Annotated in this window: 23 protein-coding genes; 22 read left to right on the top strand and 1 reads right to left on the bottom strand. The window is 39.2% G+C overall.

Annotated features, from left to right (window positions below):
- Positions 1 to 2: 2 nt before the first annotated feature.
- The 14 genes from BM291_RS10610 to BM291_RS10545 all read left to right on the top strand — a co-directional run bounded on the left by BM291_RS10610 (position 3) and on the right by BM291_RS10545 (position 17,319).
- The gene (locus BM291_RS10610; protein WP_092897173.1) at positions 3 to 2,372 is read left to right on the top strand and encodes a GumC family protein; all 2,370 of its coding nucleotides are present in this window, start codon (positions 3 to 5) and stop codon (positions 2,370 to 2,372) included.
- 60 nt (positions 2,373 to 2,432) lie between these two features.
- Positions 2,433 to 4,232, top strand: coding sequence for an ABC transporter ATP-binding protein (locus tag BM291_RS10605; protein WP_092897171.1), 1,800 nt, complete (start codon positions 2,433 to 2,435; stop codon positions 4,230 to 4,232).
- Entirely contained in the window at positions 4,229 to 5,326 is a 1,098-nt protein-coding gene (locus BM291_RS10600) for a glycosyltransferase family 4 protein (protein WP_092897169.1), read from the top strand. Before BM291_RS10605 ends, BM291_RS10600 begins: the two co-directional genes overlap by 4 nt.
- Positions 5,327 to 5,333: 7 nt before the next feature.
- Complete coding sequence (locus BM291_RS10595; RefSeq protein WP_092897167.1) at positions 5,334 to 6,341, top strand: glycosyltransferase family A protein; 1,008 nt, start codon at positions 5,334 to 5,336, stop codon at positions 6,339 to 6,341.
- 3 nt (positions 6,342 to 6,344) lie between these two features.
- Positions 6,345 to 7,010, top strand: coding sequence for a CatB-related O-acetyltransferase (locus BM291_RS10590; RefSeq protein WP_092897165.1), 666 nt, complete (start codon positions 6,345 to 6,347; stop codon positions 7,008 to 7,010).
- A gap of 13 nt (positions 7,011 to 7,023) precedes the next feature.
- Entirely contained in the window at positions 7,024 to 8,406 is a 1,383-nt protein-coding gene (locus BM291_RS10585; RefSeq protein ID WP_092897163.1) for a hypothetical protein, read from the top strand.
- A gap of 5 nt (positions 8,407 to 8,411) precedes the next feature.
- A complete protein-coding gene (locus BM291_RS10580) occupies positions 8,412 to 9,554 on the top strand; it encodes a glycosyltransferase family 4 protein (RefSeq protein WP_092897161.1) in 1,143 nt (380 codons plus the stop codon).
- Positions 9,547 to 10,668: a glycosyltransferase family 4 protein gene (locus BM291_RS10575; protein WP_092897159.1), complete on the top strand. Its 1,122-nt coding sequence runs from the start codon at positions 9,547 to 9,549 to the stop codon at positions 10,666 to 10,668. The genes BM291_RS10580 and BM291_RS10575 overlap by 8 nt, the downstream gene beginning before the upstream one ends.
- Positions 10,665 to 11,729 (top strand): glycosyltransferase, encoded by a 1,065-nt coding sequence (locus tag BM291_RS10570; protein ID WP_092897157.1) that lies wholly within the window; start codon positions 10,665 to 10,667, stop codon positions 11,727 to 11,729. The genes BM291_RS10575 and BM291_RS10570 overlap by 4 nt, the downstream gene beginning before the upstream one ends.
- A gap of 103 nt (positions 11,730 to 11,832) precedes the next feature.
- Positions 11,833 to 13,212, top strand: a complete 1,380-nt coding sequence (locus tag BM291_RS10565) for an O-antigen ligase family protein (RefSeq protein WP_175499683.1) — start codon at positions 11,833 to 11,835, stop codon at positions 13,210 to 13,212.
- A gap of 127 nt (positions 13,213 to 13,339) precedes the next feature.
- On the top strand, positions 13,340 to 14,503 hold the full coding sequence (locus tag BM291_RS10560) for a glycosyltransferase family 4 protein (protein ID WP_092897153.1): 1,164 nt from the start codon (positions 13,340 to 13,342) through the stop codon (positions 14,501 to 14,503).
- A 3-nt stretch (positions 14,504 to 14,506) separates the two neighbouring features.
- Entirely contained in the window at positions 14,507 to 15,310 is an 804-nt protein-coding gene (locus BM291_RS10555) for a glycosyltransferase family 2 protein (RefSeq protein ID WP_092897151.1), read from the top strand.
- Positions 15,311 to 15,313: 3 nt separating this feature from the next.
- Entirely contained in the window at positions 15,314 to 16,393 is a 1,080-nt protein-coding gene (locus tag BM291_RS10550; RefSeq protein WP_092897149.1) for a hypothetical protein, read from the top strand.
- Positions 16,393 to 17,319: a glycosyltransferase family 8 protein gene (locus BM291_RS10545; protein WP_175499682.1), complete on the top strand. Its 927-nt coding sequence runs from the start codon at positions 16,393 to 16,395 to the stop codon at positions 17,317 to 17,319. The genes BM291_RS10550 and BM291_RS10545 overlap by 1 nt, the downstream gene beginning before the upstream one ends.
- On the opposite strand, the gene BM291_RS21910 is transcribed toward BM291_RS10545, so the two are convergent.
- Positions 17,305 to 18,069, bottom strand: coding sequence for a hypothetical protein (locus tag BM291_RS21910; RefSeq protein ID WP_139229076.1), 765 nt, complete (start codon positions 18,067 to 18,069; stop codon positions 17,305 to 17,307). The two genes, BM291_RS10545 and BM291_RS21910, sit on opposite strands and share 15 nt — an antisense overlap.
- 571 nt (positions 18,070 to 18,640) lie before the next feature.
- Here BM291_RS21910 and BM291_RS10535 point away from each other — a divergent pair.
- The 8 genes from BM291_RS10535 (at position 18,641) to BM291_RS10500 (ending at position 26,432) form a co-directional block, all read left to right on the top strand.
- A complete protein-coding gene (locus BM291_RS10535; protein WP_092897143.1) occupies positions 18,641 to 19,639 on the top strand; it encodes a Gfo/Idh/MocA family protein in 999 nt (332 codons plus the stop codon).
- Positions 19,636 to 20,331 carry an acylneuraminate cytidylyltransferase family protein gene (locus BM291_RS10530; RefSeq protein ID WP_092897141.1) on the top strand — a complete coding sequence of 232 codons (696 nt, stop codon included), beginning with the start codon at positions 19,636 to 19,638 and terminating at the stop codon, positions 20,329 to 20,331. The genes BM291_RS10535 and BM291_RS10530 overlap by 4 nt, the downstream gene beginning before the upstream one ends.
- A 186-nt stretch (positions 20,332 to 20,517) precedes the next feature.
- On the top strand, positions 20,518 to 21,312 hold the full coding sequence (locus tag BM291_RS10525) for an SDR family oxidoreductase (RefSeq protein WP_175499681.1): 795 nt from the start codon (positions 20,518 to 20,520) through the stop codon (positions 21,310 to 21,312).
- A 13-nt stretch (positions 21,313 to 21,325) separates the two neighbouring features.
- A complete protein-coding gene (locus tag BM291_RS10520) occupies positions 21,326 to 22,369 on the top strand; it encodes an N-acetylneuraminate synthase family protein (RefSeq protein WP_092897137.1) in 1,044 nt (347 codons plus the stop codon).
- A 24-nt stretch (positions 22,370 to 22,393) separates the two neighbouring features.
- Complete coding sequence (neuC, locus tag BM291_RS10515) at positions 22,394 to 23,536, top strand: UDP-N-acetylglucosamine 2-epimerase (protein ID WP_092897135.1); 1,143 nt, start codon at positions 22,394 to 22,396, stop codon at positions 23,534 to 23,536.
- Positions 23,499 to 24,368, top strand: a complete 870-nt coding sequence (locus BM291_RS10510; protein ID WP_092897133.1) for an NAD-dependent epimerase/dehydratase family protein — start codon at positions 23,499 to 23,501, stop codon at positions 24,366 to 24,368. The genes neuC and BM291_RS10510 overlap by 38 nt, the downstream gene beginning before the upstream one ends.
- A gap of 1 nt (position 24,369) precedes the next feature.
- Entirely contained in the window at positions 24,370 to 25,443 is a 1,074-nt protein-coding gene (locus BM291_RS10505) for a nucleotidyltransferase family protein (RefSeq protein ID WP_092897131.1), read from the top strand.
- Positions 25,440 to 26,432: a GDP-mannose 4,6-dehydratase gene (locus BM291_RS10500; protein WP_092897129.1), complete on the top strand. Its 993-nt coding sequence runs from the start codon at positions 25,440 to 25,442 to the stop codon at positions 26,430 to 26,432. Before BM291_RS10505 ends, BM291_RS10500 begins: the two co-directional genes overlap by 4 nt.
- Positions 26,433 to 26,558 lie beyond the last annotated feature (126 nt).

Raw genomic sequence — 26,558 nt, 5'->3', positions numbered from 1 at the left:
TTATGAATTTTGAAAGTAACGAAAATGACTTTGTAGTCGAAGATTCAGGCTTTGAACTGAATGCTATTTTTAACAAGCTCAAGCAGAGGTGGTTAATTATCTTAATTTCCATTATTGTTTGTTTAGCCTTAGGGTTTTTATATACCAAAATGTCTCCTCCGCTTTTTAAGGTGGAGTCCATGTTTTTCATTAAAGAAAAGGAAAGCCCTCTTGCCTTCTTTGGTTCCCCTTCTATTATAGAAAGCTCAAGTATGGGGCTTCAAAATGAAACCATCATCCTGAAATCAAAGCCGGTGGCACTTGAAGTGCTTAAGGAACTCGATTTTCAGGTGGAGTATTTCAATGAAGGAACCTTTGTGGATTCAGAAATCTACCAAAGCAAGCCTGTCATTATTGAAGTCAATTGGAAAAGTCCACAAACGATCGATGGGTATTTGAAAATTGAATGGGAAAATGAAACCGACTATACTCTTTCCTATGTGGATGAAGCTTATAATAAATTACTTCCAGATGGAAGTAAGGTTGCTTTTGAGTTTAATCCACAGCCAGTAAAATTCAAATTTAACGAGCAACTCAAAAACAATGAGTTAGACATAAAAGTATTAAAGGTTTCCTCTGAAAAGTCCGGAAGTATTCTAATCAAACTGAGAGATCTTAATTCTTTAGCAAGCACTTACTCTGGATCATTAAGTATCGAACCGGTTGAGAGAGGCGCATCCATCATGTTGATGTCTGTCACTAGCCCCAACTTGCAGAAAGGTGAGGTATATCTCAATACCTTGATGAAGATATTCCTGGAAATGGAGTTGGATCAAAAGAATCAATCTGCAAGTAAAACCGTCAATTTCATTGATTCACAAGTTGCTGGTGTTGCAGATTCATTGAGATACTTTGAAAATCAATTAGAGAATTTCAAGTCATCCAATAAAATATATAGCCTAAGTTCTGAGAGCTCTTCTGTATATGAACGATTGATCGAATATGAAAATCAGTTGGCTCAAGAGGAATTTAAAAGAACATATTATCAAAGCCTAAAAGACTACCTGGCAAACGAAAATTACCAGGATGTAATTGTGCCTTCTGGTCTAGGTATAGAAGATCCTTTTTTGAATGGTTTGATCAAAAACTTACTAGAATTTCAATCTGAAAAATCTAGAATGCTTGCTAGCCAGACCGAAGCTTCACCAGCAGTAATAGAAGCCAACAGAAAAATAGCTGATCTTAATAAGTCCATACGTGAGAATCTTTCCAATGTAGATCTTAACTCTATAGCGCTTATTCGTGACTTGAAAGCTAGAATTGCTGAAATTGATAAGTCATTTGCAAATCTTCCTAAAACTGAGCAGAATTTAATTAGAATTCAGCGTGAGTTTACCCTAAGTGAGAATATCTATAATTACTTAATGGAGAGAAGAGCTGAAGCAGCTATATCAAAAGCTTCAAATGAGGCCAACAATAAAATTGTTGAACCTGCAAAAGGTGGATACCAAATTAGTCCTACTCCTCTTAAAAATTATTTGATTGCTTTCTTAATAGGTCTATTCTTACCTGTAGCATTCGTAGTAATAAGAGAGCTCTTCAGAACCAAAATTGAAGACGTTCACTTCCTGGAGAATAAGCTTAAAATTCCTCTTTTGGGTACAGTTCTTTTGAACAAGAAAAACCTAAGTAATCTGGTAGTATTCGATCAGAAAAAATCCGGTATTTCCGAATCCTTCAGATCATTGAGAGCGAACATGAAATTTATCCTACCTAAGGATAAACAACTTACATTTTTGGTAACCTCTACAATTTCAGGTGAAGGTAAAACCTTCTGTGCAATGAACTTGGCTGCTGCTTATAGCCTTACTGGTAAAAAGACAGTACTAGTAGGTTGTGATATGAGAAAACCTAAAATCTTCAGCAATTTTGACCTGACAAACGATGTAGGTCTTTCCACATTCTTGAGTGGTCAATTGGAAGATTATAGCAAAATCATCTCCAATACCAAATACAATAATCTCGATGTGATAGTAGCTGGACCTACTCCTCCAAACCCTGCTGAATTATTGTTTGATTCAAGGTTTGAGGTACTACTAAATCACTTGAAGGCAACTTATGATGTAGTCGTTCTGGATACTCCTCCAGTAGGCTTGGTGAGTGAAACCTTGGATTTACTTACCCTAGTAGATTGTAGCTTGTTTGTATTTAGACAGAATTACAGTCAGAGAACATTTATTGATGCTGTTAACGGACTCAAGACCAATAAAGGAGTTAAGAATATATTTGGCATATTCAATGGCGTGGCCGATTCTAAGAAAGTTGCCTATGGCTATGGTTACTCGTATGGCTATGGATATGGCTACTACGAAGATGATAAAAAGTCAAAATAAAATTATTGAAAGAAGGGTTGGGATTTCAAACCCTTCTTTTTTTATAGCTCAACCTTATTAATGAATATCAAAGGTATTATTCAAAAGAATTTTAAATACTTCTTTTTCTTTTTCTCGTATTTAAGATTTAAAATATTCGTTTTAATTCTTCTTAGCTTGCTGGTAGGCCTACTCGATGGGTTTGGTCTTGCTTTATTTATCCCACTATTTCAAGTGGCGGTAGATGATTCATCATCTCAGTCAAATCCTGAATTAGGGCAAATGGATTTCCTATTGGATTTTATGAATTCAATAGGCTTCAGTCTGTCCATAAGTAATATTCTACTATTTATGACCATTTTGTTTATTTCAAAAGGGGTTTTCAAATTTTGGGATAGTTACTATAAGGTCTCTCTCCAGATATTCTTTGTCAAAAAACTGCGTTTTCAGATGCTGCGTGGTTTGGAAAATGTAAGCTATCAGAATTTTGTGGGCATGGATGCCGGTCGTATCCAAAATACCCTGTCTGCGGAAGTGTACAAGGTTACTGCATCCTTCATCAGCTACTTCAATACCCTACAATATGCCGTTCTCTTGGTAGTATATATGGGGCTAGCTTTCTTCTCCAATTGGCAATTTGCGATCTTGGTGAGTATAGGTGGATTTATTTCAAATCTCTTTTTCAAAATGCTGTTTCGGAGAACTGAAGCTGCCTCTATCAGTATTTCTAATAAAGGACACCATTTCCAATCCTTCTTAATTCAGGCAGTTCAGCATTTTAAATACCTGAAAGCAACTTCTTACTTCAGGAGATACAAGAGAAAACTAATAGATCAAATAGATGAAATTGAAAATCTTCAACAAAGAATTGGCTTATACAATTCTCTGTTAAATGGTCTGAGAGAGCCTATTGTGCTAGTCATTGTAATCTTGGTAATACTAATCCAAGTTAATTTGCTCGGTGGTGCTTTGGCAAGTATACTTTTGAGTTTAATGTTCTTTTATCGTGCATTGAACTACGTGATCAGCGTGCAATCCAGTTGGCAGACTTTTATATCACAATTTGGAGGTATAGTGTCTTCCACAGAAATTATAGAGCTGTTTGAAAAAGGTGAAGAAGAAATCAAAGGTTCATCTGATTTCGGGAAACTTGATTCTATAGTATTGACAGACGTAGCCTTTGGATTTCAAGATGGAGCCGAAATCTTATCAAATATAGATCTTACTATCAATAAGAATGAAACCATCGCATTTGTAGGCCCTAGTGGTAGTGGTAAAACTACCTTAGTGAACCTTATAGTAGGCCTGTTTGATCAGGTAGGTGGAGAAATACATGTTAATGGCTTGTCTAGATCTAGTGTCAATATGCTAGAGTTGCGTTCTAGGGTAGGGTATATCACACAGGAGCCTGTCATCTTTAATGATTCCATCTTTAATAATGTGACTTTTTGGGCAGAAAAGTCTCCGACAAACTTAGCCCAATTCTGGAAAGCCATAGAAATGGCAAATCTGGTGGAATTTGTAAATGAACTTCCAGAAGGGGAGGAGATGATTCTAGGAGATAATGGCGTTAAGGCAAGTGGTGGTCAAAAGCAAAGAATTTCTATCGCAAGAGAGCTATATAAAGAAGTGGAAATCATCGTCTTTGATGAGGCAACCTCTGCTTTGGACAGTGACTCTGAGAAAATTATACAAGAAAATATCAACTCCCTTCAGGGAAAATATACGATCATACTTATTGCTCACAGATTGAGTACGATCAAAAATGTAGACAAAATATACCTTATAGATAAAGGTAGAATCAAATCTTCAGGTGACTTCGAACAGTTATTTAGTTCTGATGTCAACTTTAGAAGAATGGTTCAGTTGCAGGAATTTTGATAAAGGCTAAGAAAATTCTTCTTGTAGGTCCATTGAATGCCGCTGGTGTAGGTGGGCGCTTGGAAGAAATGAAGGTTTGGGCCAACGCACTTAAACGTGCAGGCTGTGAGGTAAGTGTTTTTAGTATGTTTAATGCTAACTCATATTTCGGTACTAGTCCTGTTTATGAGTCTATAGATATTCTTACTTCAATTTCCTCTTCATCACCTGTTAGAAAGTTAGCTCTGCGGATTTGGGGTTCAAAACCTTTCAAAAAGCAAAGAGATAATTTTTACCTCTCTAAGAAGTGGGAATCTTTTTCAAATACATTTGATCACATCATACTTTTTATCACCGATAGCTCCAGGGAAAGGTTGATTTTTGAATCCCCCTCAGACACTAGCGTATTACTAAGATTTACTGGTACTATATTCGACTTTACCAATCTTAAGCGAGATGCAGGACTGAGTTCCTTACCCTTTAGGAAATATGTTTTTCATGATCCTGCTTTGCTATTTGGCTATTCGCCTGCTATCCCAACCCATTTTGTAGACCAAACAGCTATTGAAGAAGAGAAATTGCTACAAATCCCAATTACTTCTTCCGTAATTACTTTTGCTATGATCGGCTTATTTATGGAGGTCAAGCAGGTAGAAGAGGTGATTTTAAAATTCTCCCAATTTCCAGAGCTTAGGCTATTGGTTTTTGGTAAAGGGGAATTAGAATCAGACTATAAAAAACTCATTGCAGAGCATAAGTTGTGCAACGTAGAAATCAGAGGTTTTTACCCTTCTTCGCAAATGCATCAAATGTATGCGCAGTTTGATGCGCTTATCATAAACTCTACTGAAGAAACTGGTCCTATGACCGGTGTAGAAGCTATGGCTGCAGGGAAAATTATCCTTTCAAAGCGCATAGGTGCCATGGCTGGAAGATTGGCTGATGAACGGCTGCTTGTAGATACTACTAATACGCTCGAAATTGCCATCGAATCACTAGTCAATACAGAGAAGGAAACAATTTCAGAAATAAGGACAAAATTGAGGAATCGATACATTGAAAGTTATTCCAATGAATCAATTTCTCATAAAATCGCAGAGGTAACTCTTAATTAGGAATTTAATGAGAAAAGGGACCAATCCTTCTAAGGCCGATCATAAAATGGAGATCTCTTCTACGCATAGAGTTATTCTTTCAGTTTATATACCAGAACTTAAGTCGGACTATTTTAAGGATGCTAAGACAATATTCAAGTATTGCATAGAGTCTTTATTAAATACTGTCCATGCTGACACTCGAATTTCAATTATTATCAATGGTTGCTGTGAAGAGGTTACTCAGTTGATTTATGACTACCAGAAATCAAATCAGCTTATTGATCAGGTCTTTTATACCCGTGAAAACCTAGGTAAGATCAATGCGATATATTCTATAGTTAAGAGCAATTTAGAGCCTCTCATTACCATTTCTGATGCTGACGTCATGTTCTTGCCTGATTGGCAGAATCAGGTGGAGCAAGTATTTGTTGATTTCCCTGAAGCAGGTATGGTTTCCCCTGTGCCTAGCAGTAAAGGGTTTTTGTACAGTACAGCATCTACGATGTACTATGGGCTTTTCAAGGGTAAGATCAAATTTCGGAATGTACAGGATCCTGAAGGTTTGATAAACTTTCAAAAGAGTGTTGGTTCAAATTTGTATCAGAAAATACATTTAGAAAAATACCTCGTTGTCTCCAATGGGATAAATGAGGCGGTGGTAGGCTGTGGACACTTTGTTGCGACATTAAGAAAGGAGGCTTTCGAGGCAGCTCCTACTAAAGTCTGTGAATTTCGAATTCTAGGTAATAGCGATGAAGATTATGTGGATGAGCCTAATGACTTAGCTGGCTTCTTGAGGTTGGCTACACTGGGCAACTATGCATACCACCTAGGCAATAGTCCTCAGCCATGGATGGAAGAAAAGTTGCAGCAAATTATCAATAGTTCACCAGCATCTGCCTCTTTGGAGATTCCTGAAGCCCAAGCATTTTCTAAAACTCAGTATAAAATAGGTAAGTTTTTAACCAGGTTATTGTTCAACAAATTCAGAAAGCAATATTTTAGCTATTTGGGTGTCAATGAACCGTATTAGAACATGAGTTTTAAAAGTAGACTTTTTCAGAAAGTACAATATTGGATTAGACCATACCTCACCTATAAGGATGGGGTTAAAGTGTCTTTGTGGGCCACTGGAGTGCACCACGTAAACTTCGGAGGAAACAATACAGTGCCTGAAAATTGTGCTTTTTCAGATACTACATTCATCGGTTACAGAACTACGCTAGGGACAAATAATTTTTTTGGAGGGAAAGTGACTATTGGTAAGTATTGCCAACTCGGACGTGAATTGGCATTTCACCCTACCAATCACCCCATAAGTTACTTAACCACTTATATCAATAATCAGCTGTTTAACGGTGAACTCAAATCACTCAAAACCGAAAAGCCAATAGAAATAGGCAATGATGTCTGGATAGGACACGGAGTTGTGGTATTGGCAGGTGTCACTGTTGGCGACGGAGCCATCTTAGCCGCTGGATCTATCGTGACCAAAGACGTAGCTGCCTACTCCATAGTCGCTGGTAACCCCGCTAAACTTATCCGAAAGCGTTTTTCGGATTCCCTTATTGAAGAATTACAAAACCTAAAATGGTGGGATAAATCAGACGAAGAACTTGCCTTGTTGAAGCCTCTATTTTTTGTTGATCTTGAAGAACACAAAACTCTTCACCCTATTTTATCTCAAATTCAAAAACATTAATTCTCTCCGACCAATGAAAGTCTGTTTATTGATTCCTGATGGTATAGGTATCAGGAATTATTTATATTCTGATATTATCCCTTTACTTCAGGAGTCCAATGTTGATGTTGCTGTTTGGCATTCTTTGGACCCTGCAGTTATGAAGGAAGCAGAGCGCCTAAACCCTCAAGTGAATTTTGAGAATTACGTGTTCCAATTTTATAAGGAAGATCCCTTACCGAGGTTCTTAAGAGACTGCATCGGCTACGCCCGATTAAAAGTGAATGCCAAAATGGAGGGAAACCCTACTATTTTGGACAACTGGTTGCCTAAGAAGAATTTTAAGGGAAAAGTGTCTAATTATTTCGCGGAAATATTTGGTAGCACTTTTACAGATTTGGATAAAATCACAAAGGTTGATACCATTATTCAACATCAGCAACGTAAATCAGCTGCTTACCGTAAATATAGGGATGATCTGAAAAGAATAAATCCTGATGTGTTGTTATGTACGCATCAGCGAGAACCCAATGCGGGTGTTGCCATGCTGGCAGCTCAGGATTTGGGCATCAGAACAGTCGCAGTGATTTTTTCTTGGGATAATCTTCCTAAAGGACGGCTACCAATGAGAGCAACCAATTATTTGGTTTGGTCCGAATACATGGAGAAGGAGTTGTTGAAGTATTTTCCAGACATTAAAAAAGAGGATATTCAAATCGTTGGTACTCCCCAGTTTGATTTTTATTCGAATCAAGAGCTGATCAAATCAAGAATTGAATTTGCGGAAGAAAATGGCCTTGATCCCCTAAAACGATGGATTTGCTATTCGGGCGATGATTCTTTAACCTCCCCTCACGACCCTATTTACCTGAATGATATAGGGGAGGCTTTGCAAAATCAACAAGACATTGAAGTTCTATTTAGACCTGTACCCGTAGAAGGCTTTGAGCGATATCAGTCAGTTTTAGATAAATTTCCATTTATAAAAACGCTTGTTCCAAAGTGGAAAAAGGGTGAATTCTGGAATAAGTTTTTCCCTTATCCTGAAGATATCGCCGTCTTGGTTAATCTTGCCTATCATGCAGATGTAGTATTGAATGTAGGCTCCACCATGGCACTTGATTTCTCTCAATTTGATAAACCAGGCGTGTATGTCAACTATGAAGTAGCCCCTGATCATCCCTGGTCTATCAAAAGGGTTTATCAGTTCCAACACTTCCGTACCTTCGCAGACTTGGATGCGGTAGGCTGGATAAATTCACCTGCGGAGATTTTATCAACCATTAGAAAAGCTATCGATACACCATCGGAAATAGCAAAAGATCGATTAGTATGGAGAGATAGAATTGTTTACCAAGATCAACAAAGCTCTTCTTCCAGTCGAATAGTCGATTTCCTGATTTCTACCAGTAAGTAATTAAAATGCACATTTGTTTTCTTTCACATGAATACCCAAAGGCTGGACTTAATCCAGGTGGGGTAGGAGTGTTTTTATACACTTTCTGTAATGTACTTACCGAAGCGGGGCATCGAGTAACTGTGCTTGGGGCAAATGATTCCAATAGAACTGAGGATGAAACCCAGGGAAATTTGAGAGTTATTAGATTTGCCAAACCTTCCCTGCCCGGAGTGAATTGGTGGCTTATCGCAAGGAAATTGAATGCTTACCTTAAGGATATCAATTCTTCTCATCCCTTGGATATTGTGGAGAGTTCGGAATTAGGGTTGGCATTTCTTCAAAAGCTGCCTAATGTCAAGTATGTGGTACGTCTGCATGGGGGGCATCACTTTTTCTCTGAATCCGAAAATCGCGGTATCAACCGCTGGAAAGGTTTTCAAGAGAAAAGATCATTTAAAAAAGCAGATGCCTTTATAGCGGTTTCTGATTATGTAAGAGAACATACCGCGAAGTACCTTTCCTATCATGGAAAACCGCTCGCGACAATCCGATACATGATTGATCAAAAACGCTTTGCCTACAAAGAATCATATCCTGAAGCAAAGGACTTTTCACTTGTTTTTGCAGGTACTATCTGTGAGAAAAAAGGAGTAGGGAATTTGATAGACGCTATGGCTAAAGTTTCCCTGAAATTCCCAGAAGCTACCTTAGATATTTTTGGCAAGGAATGGTTCTTCCCAAACGGAGATTCTTATACAGACTATATCCAAGCTAGAATTCCTTCCAATCTTAAAAATCAAATAAAAATACACCCACCTGTTACCCATGATCAAATTCCTCAGGTTTATGGAAAAGCAGCTATCTGTATTTTTCCATCCTTTATGGAAACTCAAGGGCTAGTCGCTCCTGAAGCTATGGCCATGGGCAAGGTGGTGATCTTCACAGACAAGGGGCCAGGACCTGAAACAATCACACATGGATTGAATGGTTTTCTGTGCAATCCTCTGGATGTTTCAAGTATTGAGAATTCGATAATTACTGCATTTGAGGCGAAAGACCAGTTTCAAGAAATTGGGGTAAAAGCCTACGAAAAAGTGAACTCTGTTTTCAATGTTTCCAATGTATCGAGAAACGTCACCTTTTATAAATCCTTGTTAAATGGATGATTTTTTAATAATCACCTGTGTACATCACACAAGTGAAAATGGAGACTATTATGCCTATGGTCCCTATGTCAGGGAAATGAACCTGTGGATAGAAAAGGAAAACTCCGTTTCAGTAGTAGCGCCCTTAATGAGTGAAACAAAACCGGGGAAAATTGACCTAAAATATAAGCACAAGCAACTGCGCTTTGTCACTGTTCCTGCGTACCATGTACAAAGCGTTCAGGCTATTTTTAAGACAATATTCGATTTGCCAGGCATCATTTTTCAAATTGCAAAAGCCATGCGCAACGCCAAGCATATTCACATCAGAATCCCAGGCAATATGGGCCTATTGGCGATGTTTGTTCAGATATTTTTCCCTTCAAAACCAAAGACAATCAAGTATGCGGGAAACTGGGATGGTCTATCCCAACAGCCACGTACCTATAAAATCCAAAGATTCATCGCAAACAGCCCCTTTTTAACCAAAAACGCTAAAGTTTTAGTGTACGGTGATTGGCCAGATAGCAGTACTAATGTGCTTCCATTTTTTACAGCCAGCTATACGGATTCGGAAAAGGAACCTGTTTCCAAAAGTCCAGTTAGCCAAAAAATAAAGCTAGTATTTGTGGGAGCCTTGTATGATGGCAAAAATCCAGAAATTGGTCTCCAGCTGTCCAACTTGATGAAGCAGGCTGGGCTTAATTTTGAATTTGTCTATTGTGGTGATGGCGTCATGCGACAAGAATTGGAAGCTCAATCTCTTGCGTTGGGATTACAGGATAACGTCATTTTCAAGGGAAATGTAGATGCAGACACAGTAAAACAAATCCTCCAAGAGTCACACTTCCTTATTTTTGTTTCCAAAACAGAAGGCTGGCCTAAAGCAGTTGCAGAAGCAATGTTTTGGGGCTGTATCCCCTTTACTTCTAGAGTAAGTTGTGTGCCTCAAATGATTGGAGAAAATAGAGAAAAAGGAGTTTTGGTAAGTAAAGATCCCCAGCAAATTTTTGAGCAATTAGTGACATTGCTAGAAGATACTAAGGAATTCGAACGCATGGGGAAAGCAGCTATGGATTGGGCAAGGAACTACACCTTGGAGACATTTCAGTCAGAAATCGAAAGACTAAAATGAGAATCCTACAACTGATAGATTCCATGGCAGTCGGTGGCGCAGAACGGATGGCTGTAAATATTGCAAACCTGTTTTCTAAAGAAAACATTCCCAATATCCTCGTTGCTAGCAGGTCAAACGGCCCTATGAATGACTTTCTACTGGACAAGGAGAGCTTTCTTTGTCTCCATAAGAAGTCATTTTCTGATTTCAAGGCTTTTAGACAACTTATTTCCACAGCCCGAAACTTCAAACCCACTCACATTCATGTCCACGATTCATCCGTATTTTGGGGCGTAATGCTAAAGCAATTTCTCCCTTCTAGCAAGTTGGTTTGGCATGCACATTACGGAGGTTTCTCAGGAAATGATCAACGCTTTGGCAATAAGATTAAATTCATCGCAGGTTCTATAGATGCGGTCATTACAGTGAATGAGGAGCTTAAAGATTGGATCGAAAAGGAATTGCCTAAAATCCATCACGTAGCCTATATTCAGAATTTCCCTGATTTGCCAGAAGCAGTATCAAGACAACATACTGCTGAGGTGATCCTTTGTTTGGCAAATTTAAAACCACCAAAAAACCATCACTTACTAGTCAATGCTTTTTTGGAGTTTGTCGCAGCATACCCTGGGTACAAATTAAAACTGGTGGGCTCTACAGACAACCCCGTTTACCTCTCCGAGATCCAGGAGATGATCAGTAGAAATGGGATGGAGGATAGTATTCACATAGAAGGAACCCAACTTAATTTGACACCTTATATGGAAGAGGCTCAATTTGCTGTATTGAGTTCTGATGTGGAAGGATTACCTGTCTCCTTGCTGGAGTTGGGGTTGGGTAAAGTGCCCATAATAACCACTGCAGTTGGGCAATGTGAAGCTTTATTCGAGAAAGGTAAATTCGGGTATTTGGTGGAACCAGGCAAAAAAGAGGAACTACTTGGTGCAATGTTGCATGTAGCAGCAAATATTTCGGAGGCAAAGAACAAAGCAGAGTTGTTTGCCAGTCATGTCTCTGCTAAATTTGGCAATATGAATTTCTTGGGAAAATATACTAATCTATTAAACGGGCTAAGCTAGGATGTTCATATTTTTCAATTCTTTAAAGCAACAGAATAAATCCTTTTTTTGGTTTATAGTGCATGTACTTTTGGGTGCATCCGCCACTATTTCTGCTTTTCCAATGATCATATTTTTCTATGTGGCTCTTGGATACAGTTTCATTAATTTATTCACTATCAATGCTGCAGAAAGACCTCGTTTGATTGCGGAGATTATCATTTATTTCGCATCATTCGAAGCGCTGGGAAGATTGGCCGAGTCTGATCCATTTATACCATATGAATTAGGTAAATATATCCTGCTATTTCTATGTCCTCTAGGTATTCTTCTCAGTAGAAATCAGACGGCCAAAGGCATGATCGGACTGGTGATCCTTATTCTGTCCATTCCCGCCGTCATGTTTGACGAAAGTAACCAGGTTTCCTTTAATGATATTAAATTCAACCTATTGGGGTTGTTGAATATTGGTGTTGCAATTTGGTTTTTCTCCACACTGAATTTAAAGCTTAAGACTTTGATTAGCTGGTCTAAGCCCCTGGTTTACCCTATTATTTCTGTTTTGATTTTCACCATTATCCGTACCCCTAATTTAGATGAGGTAGAGTTCACGCTCGGTGCTAATTTTGCAACAGCGGGTGGCTTTGGGTCCAACCAGGTGTCCACCATCTTAGGTTTGGGAGTTTTTGTTATAGCTGTAGCTATTCTGTTGAATTATAGGATCTCAGGTTACAAGTGGTTGGATGGAATATTACTTGGGCTTTTCACAATCCAAGGACTTCTGACCTTTTCTCGTGGAGGAATGATAGGAGGGTTTATCGCTATTTTCGTAGTGATGTTTTACCTCACCAAGCTGAGTGTAAAAGAACGCATGGCACTGAGGATTCCCAATTTTAAGAAATTCATCCTCCCTGTAGGTATACTGCTGTTTATTGTGATGATGGCCGCAAACCTGATTACAGGAGGAATGCTACTACTTCGCTACATGGGAGAGACCCAAGGAACGCTTACGGGAAGTGCAGAAAAAAATCTGAATAAAATAACTACCAATAGGTCCGATATTTTCATGGAGGATGTGGATCTGTTTTTAGATCACAGCATGCTGGGTGTAGGCGTAGGAGCTTCCACCTACATGCGCGATGAATACAAAGGATATGCGCCACACGTAGAATTATCAAGGTTAATAGCAGAGCATGGATTGTTGGGCTTAATAATTTTCAGCTTGTTCATTGTCGTCTACTTTCTCAATAAAGGCTATGCCCCAGAATCTATAAGTAAAGGGATATTGATTGCGCTGTTTTTATTGGGATTTCTGGCTACTTTCCACTCAGCCACACGAACCTACATTACCCCCTTACTCATGGGGATCTCCTGTGTTAATATTGGAACCATGGCTAAGAGGAAAAAAACGAATCGAAAAAAAGGTAATGCCAAAGGGAATTCAATAGCAGTAAATAGATTTAAACTGCAGACCGCAGATACAGAGGAGAACTTGCCTGCCTAATTCATTTTCCTAGTTGATTCCATTTGTACTTGTAGAGCCTTATTCTCCTCTCATTTTTTCAAAAAATAGTTTCAATTAATTAAGCCTTTCCAGAACCACATACTTTCAAAAAAAAGCTATTTATCCATTGAAGATATTTGCCTACAACGACTTTATTTTAAAAAAGAACAAGGATAAAATATATGCAGACGATTCGCATATTTTGTTCATCAAGGCTACCTGTGAAACCTATTTTGATGAATTTCAATTGGGTTCCAGATGCATAGAAACGGATGAGCCAGGGCATTATTTTTTCACTGACAACAAGGAAGAGGTTTTGGTCTTTCCTTTTTATTCAAGTGTCTCGCAGTTTTTCAAAAAGCCAAGTTTACTCAGCAGATCTAAGGCATTGCTGAAGTCTGCAGTTGGACACTATGACGTGTTTTGGCTTACTTGGCCTCATCCTATCAGTTTTCTTGTTTTAATGCTGGTAGGTAGAAAAAAGCCTGTTGTCTTATTCGTACGACAAAATTTGGAGGCATTAATCCATGTAAGATATTCTGGTATTAATCGCTTTGTCGGTAAAAAATTTACACAATTCCTGTATACCTATGCTAGGCTGTTTCATAAAAATGCGCTCATCGTCTCTGTAGGAGATGAGATGTATAATTACTTTAAACCGGTATATAAGAATAATTTTTATGTCAGTGATTCAATTGTATCTGAAAAACTACAGTTACCAGCAAGGAAGGAATTCAACAAAGATGTAAAGCTTCTCTTTGTGGGAAGACTGGAACCCGAAAAAGGGCTATTCGACCTGGTGAATGCCGTCAAACTTGTCAATGAGAGCATTCCTGTCTCCCTAACTATTGTAGGAGAAGGTGGGGTAGGAGAAGAATTAAGAGCTTTTGTTGAAGAGTTGAATGTATCCCACTGTGTGAAATTTGCAGGGTATCAAGCTTTTGGGGAATCTTTATTTGAGTTATATAGATCTCACGACATTATGGTGATTTCATCTTATAGTGAAGGACTACCAAAGATCATCAATGAAGCCAGAGCATTCGCCATGCCTATCGTCTCCACGAAAGTAGGAGGCATTGCCAAAGAACTCCAAGAAGGTGAAACCTGCCTTTTTGTTCCTCCAGGAAAACCTGAGTTACTTGCTGCAGCAGTCGTATTTTTATTCCATAATCCAAAGGTCTATCAAAGAATCAGTCAAAATCTTCATGATCAATTTTCTTCCAATTCATTAGAGTATTGGAGTGGTAGATTTGCTGCCTTAGTGAAAGACTATGCGTCCAAGAATTTTTAGCATATGAAAGACATAACTTTACCCCTAGTTTCAATCGTAGTTCCAGTGTACAATACCGAAAGGTTTGTACAGGCTTGTATAGACTCTGTCATTTGTCAGAGCTATACCAATTGGGAACTTATCCTGGTCGATGACCAGTCCTCTGATAAATCCTTTAAGATCTGCCAAGATGCAGCGGATAAGGATCCCAGAATAAAGGCAATCAGGCAAGAGAAAAATGCTGGAGCTTTGGAGGCTAGAAATAGAGGTATCAAAGAATCCAGCGGGAAATTTCTATGTTTTTTGGATTCAGATGATACCTACGAACCTGCAAAGCTTGAGATCCAAGTGGCATTTATGCTAAAGGAAAAGCATGCAGTGTCCTTTACCATGTTTCAGAGAATTACCGAAGCAGGTGAATTTATGGGGAAAAGCAATGTTCCTTTCGCTCCTGAAATCTCCTACAAGCAGCTTTTAGGAAATCCCCAGTTCTCTATCATCACCATAATGCTTGACACCACTCAGGTTTCCCTTCCACAATTGAAATTGGATCTAGTCAAAGCTGAGGATTATGTATTCCATTTGGCAATATTAAAGCAGGGCTTTAAAGCCTACGGCATAAATATGGCCCTATCCAATTATCGATATCGCCTAGGTTCTCAGAGTACATCCTTTATGGGCAATGCCGCAGATCTATGGAAGGTCCTATATTCCATCGAAAAACTAGGTTTCCTCTCTTCTACCTTCTACTTTTCTAGGTATATAAGTAAGGGACTAAAGAAAAAAATGATCTTAATGAGTCAGATTAAACAAGTTCAGGGAAACTGATATATGACTATTCTCCAAAAAATCAGCAATAAATTAGAAACCTATACAGGTAGGGGCAGAACGTATTTTTTCAGGGCAATTGACAAATTGTATCCTCAATATTATGACCTGAAAAAGGTAGATGAACGCATCTTTCCTTTAGGGTATTGCATCCCGGATGAATTGATTTTGGATAAGGTTACAGATAAAACTTCCCTATGGGCTGAGGTGGTTCCCGGCTTGAGAGAAACCTACAGATTCTCAAATGAAAAGGACTTCTACACCATGTATGCTCAAGCCCAGTTTGCTTTTACATGGAAAAAAGGAGGTTGGGATTGCCTTAGACATTATGAGATCCTTGCCAACGGGACTATCCCTGCATTCCCAGACTTAGCAGCCTGTCCTAAGGATACACTTACTCATCTCCCAAAAGAACTTATACTTCAAGCAAACAAGGAGTTGCTGCCCTGGAAAGACAATCCTGATTACCATAGCAAATACCAAAATTACGCAACAGCTATTCTTGACCACTGCAAAGAGAATATCTCTTGCTCTGCAGTAGCAAAGGGATTCCTGAAAAATTTAGGCGTTAAGTCTAACCAAAAAATCCTCTTCCTGAATTGCGATGCAAATGTCAATTATTCTAGAGAACTGCTTTTTATTGGATTAAGCAGAGTTCAGGAGTCTGGCAAAGGGCTATGCTATGGCTATCCCAAACTTGATTTTCTTTACGATAGCTTCCCCTTGGAAAAGGCTGACAAGTGCTATGGGAAAGGATTTGGCTATACTAGGCGGCTAAGCTCCACTCCAAATTCAGAAACGCTTCCTACTACAGATGAAGAGGTAGAAAACTCCATTAAGCAAGGACAGTGGGACTTTATAGTCTACGGGAAAATGGGGACAGATGAGGGTGTTCTTGGAATAGCTCCTACATGTCCATTTTGGAAAACTGTCTCTGAAGTATATACTAAAGATCAGATTGCTTTTGTGTATGGTGGTGATCATATCCAAAACTTAAAAGATATGGGAAGTGAACATTCCCGGCATTTGATAGCCCATGCAAAACTGGGTAAATGCTTTGTACGCGAACTAAAATTGAGTTAATGCTGTCCAAAATTTCATTTGAAATCCCTATAGTATTCTGCGCTGACGGAAAGTTTATTCCTCACGCAATGACCACCATGCTATCCGTCCTGAAAACTAATCAGGATTACAATTTCCAATTTTACCTGTTAGGAAATGCGCTAGGCGAAAGCCAAAAAAATGCAATTACAAAGACGGTGGAATCCTTTGGTTCTTCCTTCGAATTTATTAAACTCGATGATGAGGTATTTGAAAATTTCCCCATCCCTCATCACTTTTCAAAAGCTAATTATTACAGACTTCTTATCCCGGAACTGATTCCTTTTGCTAAAAAAGCAATCTACATGGATGCTGATATTATTGCGGTTTCCTCACTCCGTGAATTCCTCAAATTTGATCTCAAAGACAAGGTTCTTGCGGCTGTAGTTGACCCTATATACAAATGGAAAACGGAGCTAGGAATGAAAGACTCCGCTACATATTTTAATTCTGGAGTGATGTTGATCAATCTTGATCTTTGGAAAAAAATGGATATCACCAATAGGTCATTTGAATTTGTACATAATCATCCTGACAAAATCAGGTTTGTAGATCAGTGTGCTTTGAATGGAGTTATAGACGGAGATTACTTGGAGTTGACTCCCAAATTCAACCAACAGGCGATTTTGTATAGAGAAGGGTTTGATTTTGACGAAACTACCTGGACCAGCGAACAATTAAAGGAAGCAGTGGATTCTCCTATACTTATCCATTTTACAGGCCCAAGCAAACCTTGGGAGTATAACAGCAATCACCCTCGGAAGGCCGAGTATTGGAAGGTCCAAAAGGATTCACCTTTTAAAATGAACTTTCCTGAAGGAATGACCCGCGCAGACCATATCAAACGCCTCTTCCCGGTTAGCCTGAAAAAAAACCTGAAGAACTGGTTTTCTTTAAACCGAGGATAAAAAGGTTTGCTTCTCCAAGATCAAATTGATGTATCTCCAGGAGCCATACACTCCTAATACAAACAGGATAAGTTGATTGCTGAAATCCAAAAAGGTTGAAGCTTTCCCAGATCGATTAACGCTTTCAATTCCAATGATTCCCATAATAAAGACAGGAGCTAGCCAGCGAATTTCTATATAGGATATAATCATAAGGGCGATAACTAACATGGTGAATAATTGCGCTCCTCCTAAATAACCTAGTTCTCGATTTCCGAACTTTAAAAAATACCATATTCCTAAAATTGGAAAAAACACTCCAAGCCCACATTGCCTGAATCCCGAGTAAACCATATAAGCTAAATCTTTAATAAATTCCTCGATAGTGAGTACAGGGTCAAATAAAATAGATTCCATGTTGGTTTTAGGAAGGCTTGTTTCACCATTTTCCTGAACATAATTAAAAGTGTCTTGCCAGGTGACATGAGTGAATTCCGTTAGTTTTCCAGCATTGAAATCGAGTTGAGAAAGATACTGACGTTGAGCCCAAGTCATTCCCATTTGCTGATTGGTATCTTTGTTGTCAAAACTTATAAACCCATTTGCCTGAATAGACGGAATATTCAATACAAACCAAACTAGTGCAGTAGACAGGGTAGCAAGGTATTCCTTCCTCAAAATACCTTTCTGCTGATAGACCAAAATTAATCCTGCCAGGATTATTGGTAGATATATAATGGCCATCTGCCTAGTAAATAGTGAAGTAATCATACAGATTAACGCATATAGAGGAATTCTCTCCTGTTGTTTTATTAGCACCAGATAAACTTCAGTAAAGAAGATAGTTAAAAGGCAAAAAAGCAGGTTGTCATTGGTGCCTAGGAGGAAAGAACCCGAGAATAAGTAGAATAGTATATGATTTTTGAAATTTTGAGTCTTAAAATCTAATCTTCGTATCAGATAAAAATATAAAAATAGTATACCAGCTAGACTCAAAATTCTTAGGGCAAAATAACTTGGGAAAATAAAGCTCAGTGGATAAACTAGTAGGGAATAAGGAAGAGAGAAGTTACCCTTTTGTATAAGCCAATAATAGCCTTCCTTATTTCCTTCACTGAGATATAATGACATCAAGCCTTCATCCCCAATACCCGGCGCCAGAATAAATAACCAGTATACTATACTTAATGCGGCGTAAAAAAATACTAAGGGTTGTAATACCTGAGTAGGGGCAGGAAGTTTTATCATGTGTGCCTTAAACTAAGCGTTTGTACAATATTATTAGATTGAAAAATAAATTCTAAATAATCAGCAATAAATTGGACTATAAAAAATTCAAGATTTGTTAAATATACAAGATAATATTTTAGTTGTTGGGATTGGCTCCATAGGTTCTAGGCACGTTTCTAATTTATTGTCATTAGGATATGACAGGATTACTTTGGTCACAAAAAGGAAAGAATTTCCATCACACTGGCCTGACTTTCCTGTTTTTCCAGACTTTAAAAGCATTCCAAATATTTCAGAATTCACCCATGCCTTTGTCTGTTCACCCACTGCCAGTCATGTAGGGCATTTGCAGGAACTTCTCAAGACAAATGTTTCTAAAATCTATTTGGAGAAGCCTATCAGCCATAATTTGGATGATTTGGAGCAATTTAAAACTGCTGCGCATAAGGGAGTCCAGATACTGGTAGGCTTTGACCTTCACTTTGATCCAGGCTTGACCAGAGTCAGAAAATTACTCAATGATAAAGTAATTGGTAAAGTATATTCCGCTAATGCTTTTGTAGGTCAGTATTTGCCAGATTGGAGGCCTCACGAAGATCATAGAAAAGGTATGAGCGCTTCTCTCCAGCGCGGGGGAGGTGTGATGCTGGATTTAATACATGAGTTTGATTACCTGATTTGGTTGCTTGGAAGCGTGCAAAGTGTATCTGCCATATATCAAGAAAATCCAGAGTTAGAAATTGAAACTGAGGATGTTGCAGATGTATTGATTAAGTTTAAGTCCGGTGCTACAGGAACTATTCACTTGGATTATCATCAGCGTGTACTCATCCGGAACTGTGTTTTTACCGGAGCATTGGGAACCATTAAATGGGACTTAGCTGCTCGCACGGTGACCCTTACCCAAGCAGATAAAACGGAAGAAGTCTTTGATTTTTCTAATTTCGAACGAAATGACAGGTATTTGGAGATAGCAAAAGCTTTCATGAACGCAGATTCAGATGATAGAATTTGTACCTTTGAGCATGGGTTAGAAAGCCTACAACTTGTAATGGCATCCAAAATTTCCAGTCAATCAAATACCATATTAAAATCCCCATTATTTAAATGATTTTAGCTACAATATGCTGCCGCGGAGGATCCAAAGGTGTTCCGAATAAAAACCTACGGCTTATGCATGGAATTCCTTTAATTGGCCATACGATTGTTCAGGCTCAGCAAAGCGAATTGATTGCAGATTTGATTATCTCCACAGATTCCCAGCAAATTGCTGACACTGCCAAAGAATTTGGAGCAAAAGTGCCTTTCATGAGACCTGATGATTTAGCCTCTGATTCTGCTAGCAAGTGGCCTGTATTCATACATGCACTTGAGTTTTACGAAAAAGAGTATGGTGTAGAAGTTGAATACTTGGTAGATCTGGACGTGACTGTTCCCTTGAAAACCCCGCTGGATATAGACGGCGCAATTCAACTTGCCTTGGATAACCCATCCACAGAAGTAGTGATTACAGGCTATGAGCCAGAAAGAAACCCTTACTTCAACATGATGGAAATCAGGGAAGATGGATTAGCTGAAATCGTAAAAAAATCTGAGAAACCTATCGTAAGAAGACAAGATGCACCTGATGTCTATAGTCTCTCACCTGCTGCTTTTGTGATCAAAAAGTCAGCACTTTATAACTATCCTCATTGGAGCAAAGCGCCCTGTAGAATATTTCCCATTCCTAGAGAAAGAGCTATCGATATAGACTCACTTTTGGATTTTGAACTGGTGGAGTTTTTAATGAGTAAAAAACAATAATTATATCTGGAATTGCACTAGTAAAAACGACCTATTATAGATTGAAAACTAGCCTTGAGGCTACTTCGGTCTTCGGTCTTCCGTCTTCGGTCTTCGGTCTTCCGTCTCCCCACTCCTCAAGCAAAGGGAATAAGACAACTTACTAGATTGAGGATGAGGATGATAATGAAAAACTTTGATAAACATATGAACGATATTTTTAACCTAAGTGATAAAACTGTTTTAATCACCGGTGGAGCAGGATTATTAGGTCCTGAAATGGCTTCAGCATTACTTGAAAAAGGTGCTACCGTAGTCATGGCCGATTTGGATAAAAGCAAGTGCGATGCAATCATTGCTGAGAAATCCTGGCATGATCTCCCTGTAATTGGAATTGGTCTGGATGTGGCTTCTTCCCAGTCTTGGAAAGATGCCTTAAAACTCATCTTGGACAAATACGGCAAAATCGATGTCTTAATTAATGGTGCCGCTAGTACCAATCAATCTAAGACTGCTAATTTTGAAGCTGGATTTGAGGACTTTCCTGAGGAAGATTGGGATAGGATTATGGACATCAATCTAAAAGGAGTTTTCTTAGGTTGTCAGGTAATCGGAAAGCAAATGCTCACGCAGGGTAAGGGTAATATTATTAATATTGCGAGTCTTTACGGAGTGGTAAGTCCTAATCATAGAATTTACCCAGGTACTGGTATTTTCCAGCCTGTTGCCTATAGCGTTAGCAAGCAAGGTGTTATTGCCCTGACGAAGTACTTGGCCACCTTATGGGCCGACAAGCAAATCCGGGTAAATTCCCTTACTCCAGGTGGTGTATGGAATGGGCACGAAGGCTTGTTTTATGAAAGATATAAGCAACTTAACCCTTCTGGGGATATGGCTCACAAGTCTGATATGAATGGGGGTATAGTGTTTTTGGCATCAGAGGCTTCCAAACATATAGTGGGACACAACTTAATTATTGACGGAGGTTACTCCGTATGGTAAAATCTACAAGCAAATGAATAAACCTTATATAGAAATAGCTGGACGCAAAATAGGCTATGATTTTCCTCCTTTAGTGATAGCCGAAATTGGGATCAACCATGGTGGCTCACTTGAAGTAGCAAAGGAAATGGTAGATTCTGCTAAGCGCGCAGGAGTAGAAATGGTGAAGCATCAGACGCATATTGTAGATGATGAGATGAGCCGGGAAGCTAAGAATACTATTCCTTCGCACACCAAAGAAAGTATTTACGAAATCATGCAAACCTGCGCGCTATCTGAGCAGGAAGAGCTGGAATTCAAAGAATATGTGGAGGCACAAGGGATGATTTTCGTTTCAACTCCCTTTTCTCGCGCAGCTGCTGATAGATTGATTTCCTGGGATGTAGAAGGATTTAAAATAGGTTCTGGCGAGTGCAATAATCATCCTTTGCTGGAACACATAGCATCCTTTGGGAAGCCTATGATTCTAAGTACTGGAATGAATGATCTCGCGAGCGTTGCAAAGTCTGTTGCTATACTCGAAAAACACAAGGTGCCCTTTGCCTTGCTTCATACGACCAATTTATACCCTACACCAAACCACCTGGTTAGATTAGGAGCTATGGCTCAGCTTCAGGAAGCTTTTCCTCAGGCTGTAATTGGACTGAGTGATCATACGATTACCAATCACGCCTGCTTTGGCGCAGTGGCTTTGGGAGCTTCCATTTTGGAGAGACACTATACCGATCACATGCAAAGACAAGGTCCAGACATCGTATGCTCTATGGACGAGCAAGCCTGTGCTGAATTGATCGAAGGTTCGCAGATCATCCAATTACAAAGAGGCGGAGACAAGAAGGCAGTGGCGGAAGAGCAAGCAACAATTGACTTCGCTTTTGCTACCGTATGTACTATCCAACCTATTCAGGCTGGAGAACAATTTACAAAAGAAAATATCTGGGTGAAAAGACCTGGTAAAGGCGGTATTTTAGCCGAGCACTTTGAGTCTATTCTGGGCAAAACAGCCACAGAAGATCTAGAAGTGGATATTCAGGTGCAGTGGAAAAGTATTAAATAAAACACATCAATAAGTAGTTAACTAATGAAAGTATTTGTACTCATAGAAAGAAGAGCTGATTATAGTAGATATAAGCCAATCTTAGAAAGAATGACAGCTGATTCATTCTTTGAAATTTACCTGGTAGTGACGGGCATATGCCTGTTGGATTTACATGGTAAAGACGTCAACTATATAGAAGATGACGGATTTACTATCAACGCCAAAATCCCAATGTTTGACTCCAATGCACCTGATTCAGGAGCTGAAATGGTTCGTTCCATGGCTAGAGTCTTGACAGGAGTAACCTATGAGCTGGAGAAATCTAAACCTGATTTGGTTCTATCTGGCTTTGATATCGGAGGAAACTTTGCTGTCACTGTAGCAGCTGCACACATGAACATCCCTGTGGCACACATTCAAGGTGGAGAAGTAACGGGAAGCATCGATGAATCTATCAGACATGCGATGACTAAGTTCTCCCACATTCACTTTCCTGCCACGGAAGATGCAGAAAAGAGATTGATTAGACTTGGCGAAAACCCAAAGGATATTCACGTAGTTGGCTGCCCATCTATCGATGTATTGGTCAATACGCCTACCATGGATGCTTCCGAATTGGAAAAAGAGTTTGGCCTGGATTTCTCAAAACCTTTTGTGTTGGTGATTCAGCATCCCGTGACTACCGAGGCTATGTCTTCTATTGATCAAATCAGAGAGACTCTCAAGGCATTAAGAAATATAGATGCTCAGGTGGTTTTCCTTCTGCCTAATAACGATGCAGGACATGCTAAAATCATTGAGGAAATCAAATCCTCAGGCTTCAAGTGGATACCTTCTCTTCCTACGCTGAAATTTGTCAACCTGTACAGAAACGCATGGGCTTTGGTAGGTAACTCCAGCTCTGGAATTCATGAAACTCCTACCTTGAAGATTCCTGCTATCAATATTGGCAATAGACAAATGGGTAGAGAACGTGCTTCCAATGTCCTAGATGTACCTAATGATGCAGCTCAGATTGAGAAAGCAATTCAGAAAGCATTATTTGACGATGAGTTTAGAAAAGAAGTCTCTGAAATTAAGAACCCATACGGAGAAGGAAATTCTGCTAAACAAATCGTGGACATTCTCAAAAACATAGACCTATCAAGTGTCAGCATTCAAAAAATCTTTTACGAAGGAAAGTAAAATCTTACTACTCGGTGGAAATGGCTATTTAGGTAGCCATTTCTCCGCCGTTTTAGAACAGATTGGCTTTTCGAATATCTTCATTGGCTCCAGAAAAGGAGAAGGTGCACGTCACCTGAAGTTGGATATATGCTCACCCGAATCCGTACAGTTGATTAGGGAAGAGAAGTTTGACTTTATCTTCAATTTCACTGGCCAAATCAGCAGGCCCATACAAGCTTGCCTACTTCAGAATACCGTTGGTATCCAACACTTGATTCAGGCCTGTGCTGAGCACACCAAACTGATTCAATTGTCCAGTGTAGGCGTATATGGATCAGGGGATTTTGTAGATGAAACTCACGCCTGTCAACCCGAAACTCCTTACTCCACACTGAAGTTGGTTGCTGAAGAGTTGATCATGGCAGGGATGAAACCTGAAAACAGATTGATCCTTAGGCTATCCAACATATATGGATCTACTCAGCCTAAAGGTGTTTTTGCCTATTTGCTGAGATCGGGACTCTCTGATCAGGTATTGGACTTCAATAATGACGGAAGTCTATTCCGCTTTTTTCTCCATGTCGAGGATTTGTCGCAGGCAATGTTATCGGTGATGGAGACTATAGAATGGGGGGAAACACCGATTTTAAATATGGTGGGCAGCGACCATTTCAATGTGCATCAATTGATTGACTTGTTCGAGAAAAACCTAGGCTTCCACTACCAAAGGAACTTTGAGCCTATCAAGCCTTATGATAATATGATGAAAATATCAGATAATGTCTTCAGAGACTTAACTGGTTTTCAAGAAAGCTTTACCTTAGAAACATACATCAAGGAATTAGTTTAATATGTTTATTGATAAAGATAAAATCAACCTTTTCACAGCAGCCCAGGATATATCAATTCGTGAAGCAATGCGTCTGATTGAGGCAAATAAGAGGGGACTCATTTTTGTATTAAATGCCGATGATAAGTTAGTTGGTTCTGTAAGTGATGGAGATATCCGTAGAGGAATATTAAATGGCTGTCAGCTAGATGATCAACTCTCTGCAGTCATGAATTCCAATCCCTTTACTGTTTCCATTCAGGAGCAGAAAACCTTGGATATGAAGCAGATTACCGAGCAGGGTATTAAACTGGTTCCTGTGATAGATGCGCAGGGGAAAATACATCATTTTCTTTCCTCAGAACCTGAAAAAGCCAGCCCAACGATTGAAAACCCAGTAGTGCTGATGGTAGGAGGGAGAGGAATTCGATTAGAACCACTTACTCAAAACATTCCTAAACCTCTGCTCAAGGTTGGCAACAAGCCTATTTTGCAAACCATACTAGAGAGGCTTCATCTTTTCGGATTTCGTAATGTATACCTGTGCACCAATTATTTGTCAGAACATATTGAAGAGTTTTGCGGTGATGGTTCTTCCTTCGGGCTTAATATTCGCTATTTCAAAGAAGACAAAAAGCTAGGGACCATAGGAGCAGTAAAATACCTTGAAGATCAACTTAAGCTTCCTTTCTTAGTAATGAATGGAGACCTGTTGACTTCCTTGAATTATAAATCTGTACTTGATTTTCATATAGAAAATAACGCCAAACTGACTATTGGTAGTGCTTCTTATGAAGCCAAAGTGCCTTATGGAGTATTGCAGACGGAAGGTTGTCAAGTGACCTCCATTTTAGAAAAACCGACCTATTCATTCCGAATTAGTGGTGGCATCTATGCGCTAAGTCCAGAAGTACTTAGTCACATACCAAAGGGTAATTTTTATGACATTACAGATCTGATGGATGTGCTACTACGAGAGAAGCAATCTGTCGTCGCATTCCCTATAGAAGAATACTGGCTGGATATAGGCCAACATCAAGATTACGAAAAAGCCAATCTTGATTATAAAAATCTATTTAATAAATCAAATCCATGAATTACACCGGAAAAAAAGTCCTTGTTACTGGAGCAGGTGGCTTTATAGGAAGCCATTTAACTGAAGAATTGGTTAAAGCTGGCGCTGAAGTTACAGCCTTGGTTCATTACAACTCCAATTCTAACATCAACAATCTTCGCTTTCTTCCTAAGGAGATACTAAGTCAGATTGAAATCATTTTTGGAGATATCCAGGATGGGTTTTTAATGAATACCCTGTCTAAAGGGAAAGAGATAGTATTTCACCTTGCTGCACTGATCGGTATACCTTATTCCTATGTAGCTCCGGCTGCTTATGTCTCCACCAATATCAATGGTACCTTGAACATGCTGGAAGCTGCAAGAAGTCAAGGAGTGCAGAAACTCTTGGTTACTTCCACATCGGAGACTTACGGCACTGCATTGTATGCGCCTATCGACGAAAAGCACCCTATGCAGGGGCAATCTCCTTATTCAGCCACGAAAATCGGAGCAGATAAGATTGCTGAGAGTTACTTCTTGTCCTTCAATTTACCAGTATGTGTTTTTAGACCCTTCAATACTTTTGGTCCAAGACAATCTACCCGTGCAGTCATACCGACTATAGTATCTCAAGTCCTTTCAGATTCCAATGAAATCCGACTAGGTTCTCTGGATCCAGTGAGAGATATGCTTTATGTAAAAGACACAGCAAGAGGCTTTATGATGGCTGCTTTGGCCGATTCTACAATTGGCGAGGTAGTGAGCGTGGGTACAGGTAGGGGAGATACAATTGGGGAAATAGTAGATATGGTACAAAAGATTTGTGGTACTGAGAAGGAAGTTATCGCTGAAAATCAACGCATCAGACCTGAGAAAAGTGAGGTTATGAAGTTGATTTGCGATTACTCTAAAGCTAAAACCCTATTTGATTGGGATCCTCAGTATTCTTTGGAACAAGGATTAACCGAAGTCGTTGAGTTTATGAAAAGCAACAAGCCAGATATAGATCCATCCAAATACGCGATCTAAAATTCTGAAAGTAAGTAATACAAAAGCACTCCCTCGGGAGTGCTTTTTTTTTGATTTTAATTGCCACAGTGTCTAGCTCCTTTATAAATAAACCGAGCTCTCTGCGGTTAAAAAAAGAAATATTTA

This window comes from Algoriphagus aquimarinus, from assembly GCF_900112005.1.
GTDB lineage: Bacteria > Bacteroidota > Bacteroidia > Cytophagales > Cyclobacteriaceae > Algoriphagus > Algoriphagus aquimarinus.
This window is presented reverse-complemented; position numbering and strand designations above follow the sequence as displayed.